The sequence below is a fragment of the Deinococcus sp. Marseille-Q6407 genome (assembly GCF_946848805.1).
Lineage (GTDB): Bacteria > Deinococcota > Deinococci > Deinococcales > Deinococcaceae > Deinococcus.
This window is the reverse complement of sequence record NZ_CAMPFU010000001.1, coordinates 1-5,000: the sequence shown is the minus strand read 5'-3', so window position 1 is coordinate 5,000 and position 5,000 is coordinate 1. Positions and strand designations below refer to the sequence as shown.

Annotated in this window: 3 protein-coding genes (1 of these 3 running past the window's edge); all 3 read right to left on the bottom strand. The window is 64.4% G+C overall.

Features of this window, described 5'->3' with window-relative positions; all coding sequences use genetic code 11:
* Nucleotides 1–440 carry the 5' portion of a hypothetical protein gene (locus OCI36_RS00015; protein ID WP_261663044.1) on the bottom strand. It extends 313 nt beyond the left edge of the window, so only the first 440 of its 753 coding nucleotides appear in the window; its start codon is at nt 438–440; the stop codon falls past the left edge of the window.
* A 64-nt stretch (nt 441–504) separates the two neighbouring features.
* Nucleotides 505–981, bottom strand: coding sequence for a hypothetical protein (locus tag OCI36_RS00010; protein ID WP_261663043.1), 477 nt, complete (start codon nt 979–981; stop codon nt 505–507).
* Between the two features lie 72 nt (nt 982–1,053).
* The coding region (gene dnaE / locus OCI36_RS00005) for a DNA polymerase III subunit alpha (RefSeq protein WP_261663042.1) at nt 1,054–5,000 on the bottom strand (3,947 nt) is incomplete at its 5' end.

The window sequence follows — 5,000 nt, the reverse complement described above, 5'->3', positions numbered from 1 at the left end:
TGGAACCCAGTCAGCCGCCAGCGGCCCTGCTGCAGTCCAAAGGTCTGCGAGATGGACCAGCGCCACCGGGAGCCCCCGTAATGATTGACACGCAGCCAGCCCCGGCCAGCCTGCAAGCTGTCCAGGGGATCGCCCCAAGCGCCGCCGCATTGCCGGCACAGCAGCACGTCCGGGGCCGCCTGTGCCCAGAGGCGAAAGCCCGCAGGGGTGCCCCGCAACAGCAGCAGGATGCGGTCGCCCTGCTCACTGCGGGTGTCTTCCAGCGCCAGTACACGGTCCGGGCGGCCGTCGCCGTCCAGGTCTACTGCCTTGCCCTGAATGACCGAATATCCAGCCGGAACGAAAGGCGCCACCTGTGGGGACAAGGCCTGAGCCTGCGGAAACAGTGCTGCACCAGCCAGGAACAGCAGCCGAGCAAACAGATCAGATGGGCACTTCATGCAGCTCCTCTCCCCTCGCTCTGCCATTCCACTTTTCCCCGAGACAGTCAGCAGAGCCGCCGCCTTAGAGCGTCACGTGATAGGCGACCACCACCGGCACCAGAAACAGGGCGCCCAGGATAAAAGACAGCGCCAGGTTGTGCTCGTCGCGCAGCTCGCGGCGCAGGTAGGCCGAGATGCTTTCGTGACGGCGGCGCGACAGCACACCGAACACAGCCCAGACCCCCACGCTGAACAGGAACAGCGACAGGCCCACCGCCAGCCCCAGCCAGGCGAAAGCCTGGGACCAGGGCAGGTTGTGCAGCTGGCCCGGTGTTTCCACCATGCGGCTGAACAGCAGCGCGAAGCCCAGCGAGGCCCAGAAGAACACTGCGCCGATGGCGGCCGTCTGGCGGTCTTCGATTTCGGCCACCATTTCACGGAACGGCACGCCCAGCACCAGGCGGATAAACAGCACACTGAGCAGCAGCGTGGGCACCCAGACGGCCAGGTTCCAGCCGATTTCGGTCAGCAGCATCGAGAGAACATCGGTGGGGTTCATGAGACGTAGTGTAGCGGGCGCAGAGGCGGAGCCGGCCGGCCTTCACCCCTCTACCGGCTCAGCCCCCGTTGCTTATGCCTGCATGGCTTGCTTGCGGTTCATCCAGGCGGGCGGCTTGGGCGCGAAGCGGCCCAGAATGGTCTGCTGGTCGTAGGCGAGGTACGCATTGGCCCAGGCGAAAGTGTCGTTCAGAGCGCGGATGGCCGCCGGGCTGCCCATGTTGTGTTCCAGCTGGTACAGCACGAACTGCTCGGGCGTTTCCAGGCGCAGGTAGGTGGGCATCGGGCCGGCGTGTTCGTCCAGAATGCTCTGGAATTCGCCCACGGCGTCGGGGTCAGCGCTTTCCAGATCGATATTCACGTACATCACCTTGGGCACGTCCTCCAGCTGCTCGATACTGACGATTTCCTCGGCAATGGCGCGCAGGCCGCCGTCCTCGGCTTCCAGCTCCACAATCACCAGGCCCGGCGTATCGTTGACCAGCTTGTGTTCGATGCGGTCATAGGCGCGGGAAAAGGCCACCAGCTCGATCTGCCCAGATTCGTCGGCCAGGATGAAGCGGGCCATCATGCCGCCCGACTTGGTGGGTTTCTTCTGCACGCCCTCAATCATGCCGGCCAAGACTGCCTTGATGCGCTTGCCTTTGCGCGGCTGCACCTCGAACCAGCTGTCGAGGTCGGCAATGCGGCAGCTGGCCGCTTCACGCAGGCCTTCGTGCTGTTCCAGCGGGTGGCCGGAAATGTAAAGGCCCAGCGCCTCTTTCTCGGCGGCGAGGCGTTCCAGTTCGGTGAAAGGCTCCACGTCTGTCTTCAGCTCCGGCTCGGGCAGCACCGTCTCGGCGCCGAACAGCGAATCCATGCCGTTGCTGGCGTCCCGGGCCGCCTTGACCGCCCACTTGAGGGCGTCTTCCAGCGATTCGAGCAGCTGCCGGCGCTCGCCGAAAGCGTCGAAAGCGCCGGACTTGATCAGGCTTTCCAGGCCCTTGCGGTTACAGGTCTTGTTGTCGATGCGCGAGGCGAAATCGGCCAGCGAGTGATAAGCCCCACCGCGCTCGCGTTCTTCCAGAATACGCTGCACGGCGCTTTCGCCCAGGCCCTTGATGGCATAGAGCCCGAAATAGATTTCCTCGCCAGCCACCGCAAAGTCGGCGCTGGAGCGGTTGATGTCGGGCGGCAGCACCCGCACGTCCATCTTGTGGGCGTCCGAGACGTACTCGGCCACCTTGTCCGAGTCGCGGCGTTCCACTGTCAGCAGCGCGGCCATGAACTCCACCGGGTAGTTGGCCTTCAGCCAGGCGGTCTGGTAGGTGATGACCCCGTAAGCTGCCGAGTGCGACTTGTTGAAGCCGTAGTTGGCAAAGGCGTCTAGCAGGTCGAACAGTTTGTTGGCCTCGCTGTCCGGCACACCCCGTTTACCGGCGCCTTCCACGAACAGCACCCGCTGCTTTTGCATTTCGGCGGCAATCTTCTTGCCCATCGCGCGGCGCAGCAGGTCGGCCTCGCCCAGGCTGTAGCCGGCCACGTCGGACGCGATCTGCATGATCTGCTCCTGATACACCGGAATGCCGTAGGTTTCGCGCAGAATCGGTTCCAGCCACTTCTCGGCGGTGGGAAAATCCTCGTAGGTGACTTCCTCCTGGCCGTGGTGCCGGCGCACGTAGGTGGGGATGTTCTCCATTGGGCCGGGGCGGTAGAGCGCCGAGAGCGCGATGATGTCGGCCAAGCGGCGCGGGCGCAGGCGGCGGCTGGCGTCGGCAATGCCGGCCCCTTCCAGCTGAAAGACGCCCTTGGTGTCGCCGCGGCTCATCAGGTCGAAGGTCTTCTCGTCGTCGAAAGGGATGGTGTCGAAATCCATCTCCAGCCCTTTGGACTCGCGCAGGATGCGGCGGGCTTCGTCCAGGAACGACAGGGTCCGCAGGCCCAGGAAATCCATCTTGATCAGGCCGATGTCTTCCACCGACTTCATGTCGTACTGGCAGACGATGCCGCTGCCGGAAGTATCGCGCATCACCGGCACCAGATTGGTCAGTTCCTCGCGGCCGATCACCACTCCGGCGGCGTGCACCGAGGCATGGCGGGTCAGGCCTTCCAGGCGCTGCGCGAACTCGTAAGCGGTCTTGAGTTCCTCGTCGGCTTCCAGCATCTGGGCGATGTCGGGCACCGCCTCGCGGGCCTGCTCCAGCGAGTAGCTTTTGCCGAACTTGACCGGAATCAGCTTGGAGACCTTGTCCACCTTGCCGTATTCCACGCTCATCACGCGGGCCACGTCCTTGAGGCAGGCTTTGGACGACATGGTTCCGAAAGTGGCGATTTGGGCCACCTTGTCCTCACCGTACTTGCGCTGCACATACTCCACCACTTCCATGCGGCGGGCATCGTTGAAGTCGATATCGAAGTCGGGCATCGAAACGCGGTCGGGGTTAAGGAAGCGCTCGAACAGCAGGTCGAATTCCAGCGGGTCGAGGTTGGTGATGCGCATGGCGTAAGCCACCAGCGACCCTGCACCGGACCCACGGCCGGGGCCCACCGAGATGTTCTGGTCCTTGGCCCAGTTGATGTAATCGGCCACGATCAGGAAGTAGTCGGGGAACCCCATGTTGTTGATAACGCTCAGCTCGTACTCGGCGCGGCGCAGCACCGTCAGCGCGTGCCGCCAGTGCGCCCGGGTGGTTTCCTCGCTCAGCTCCTCGGTGCCGGGGTCAATGGCAGTGTCGCTGTCCTGTACGCTGGCCCGGCGGCAGTCCTCGTGGGCGTAGCCGGGCAGTTCGCCCGTTTCAGCCTGGGCTTCCATGCCACTCAGCGCCGGGTAAGGCGTGAACTTCTCGCCGGCCGCCTTGCCACGGGCTTCCCACTCGCTGCCCATAAAGGCCAGCAGGGTCAGCAGGTCTTCCAGCGAGCAGTCGGCGGCCTGACAGCCGGCCCGCGCGGTGATCCGGGCAGCGTCCGCCTCGCCCAGCTGCTCCAGCGAGCGCACGGCATAGTCGCGCAGCAGGCCCTCGGTGGCGTGCGCGGGGTAGCGTTTCATCATGCCGGCGTAGGTCTGCACCCGCATTTCCTCGGCCATGCTGCGGCCTTCGGGAATCGGCAACGCGGGCATCTGGTACACCCGCTTTTTGCCCACCGGCAATTCCACGTTGCAGAGGTCTGCGATGTTGGCAGAGTTGTCGAAGATTTCCTCGCCCCACTCGGCCACGGGCAGGGCCTGCTGCATCTCCTCCAGGCTTTTGACATAGAACTCGTCACAGGGGAACTTGAAGCGGTTCTCGTCGGCCAGGGTGGCCTTGGTCTGGATCGCCAGCAGGGTTTCGTGGGCGGTGGCGTCGTCTTTTTTCACGTAGTGGCCGTCGTTGGTCGCCACCATGCCGATGCCCAGTTCCTGCGCCCAGGCCTTGAGGACAGGGTTGTTGCGGTCCTGTTCCTTGAGGCCGTGGTTCTGAATCTCGATGTAGTAGTTCTCGCCGAACAGGTCGCGGTACCACAGCAACCGCTCCTTAGCGGCGTCCTCGCGGCCCATCAGCAGCAGCTGCTGCACCTCGGAGCCCAGGCAGCCGGAAAAAGCGATCACACCCTTGCTGTACTCCTGCAGCAGTTCGTGGTCGATACGCGGCTTGTAGTAGTAGCCTTCCGTGTAGCCGCGGCTGCTGAGGCGGCACAGGTTCTGGTAACCCTCGAAGTCGCGGGCCAGCAGGGTGAGGTGGTAGATGCCCTTTTCGCCGTCCTGACCGCGCGTGCGGTCGCGCCGGGTGCCGAAGCCAGGCACCACATACGCCTCGTAGCCCAGAATCGGCTTGACCCCTTCGGCCTGCGCGTAGTTGTAGAAATGCACCGCGCCGTGCATGTTGCCGTGGTCGGTCATCGCCAGGGCCGGGTCGCCGGGGCTGGTTTCCTTGGCCCACTTCAGCAGGTCCTTGAGCTTGGCGGCACCGTCCAGCAGCGAATACTGGGTGTGTTGGTGCAGGTGCGCGAACCGCTTGGGCGCGCAGCAGGAGCCGTCGGGGAGGTGGATGTGGGGGGCGGCGG

Coding starts and splice junctions, on each gene's coding strand:
- OCI36_RS00010 (WP_261663043.1), bottom strand. CDS start 981: ATGAACCCCACCGATGTTCTCTCGATGCTGCTGACCGAAATCGGCTGG.